Source organism: Pseudomonas sp. SIMBA_068 (assembly GCF_046534705.1).
Taxonomy (GTDB): domain Bacteria; phylum Pseudomonadota; class Gammaproteobacteria; order Pseudomonadales; family Pseudomonadaceae; genus Aquipseudomonas; species Aquipseudomonas putida.
Genome location: NZ_JAWRYI010000994.1, coordinates 1 through 255, shown reverse-complemented (window position 1 = coordinate 255; position 255 = coordinate 1). Strand labels below are relative to the sequence as shown.

Sequence of the window (255 nt, the reverse complement as noted above, 5' to 3'; positions counted from 1 at the left end):
CAGCCCCAGCAGTTGGAAGCTCATCGCCGCCGCGCTGTAGGCCAGGGTGTCGGTGCCGTGCAGGATCAGCACGGCGTCGCAGCCGGCGTCCACTGCCTCGACCACGGCGGTGCGCAGGCGCTGCCAGACTTGCCATAGATGTTGCGCAGGTGGAATTTCACCGTCGCTTCGGAAGTGGCGCGGATCTGGCTGATCTCCCACACCGTCTTGCCCTCCGAGGCCCATCGCAGGATCTCCAGTTCCGCTGGGGTCAAA

The 255-nt window shown here is 65.9% G+C and carries 1 protein-coding gene and 1 pseudogene; both read right to left on the bottom strand.

What is annotated here, in order from left to right; genetic code table 11:
- Positions 1–126, bottom strand: a pseudogene (locus SB756_RS32405) (asparaginase domain-containing protein); the annotation flags it as partial.
- On the bottom strand, positions 66–255 hold a 190-nt coding region (locus SB756_RS32400), incomplete at its 5' end, for a helix-turn-helix domain-containing protein (protein WP_410913548.1). The pseudogene SB756_RS32405 and the gene SB756_RS32400, both read right to left, overlap by 61 nt.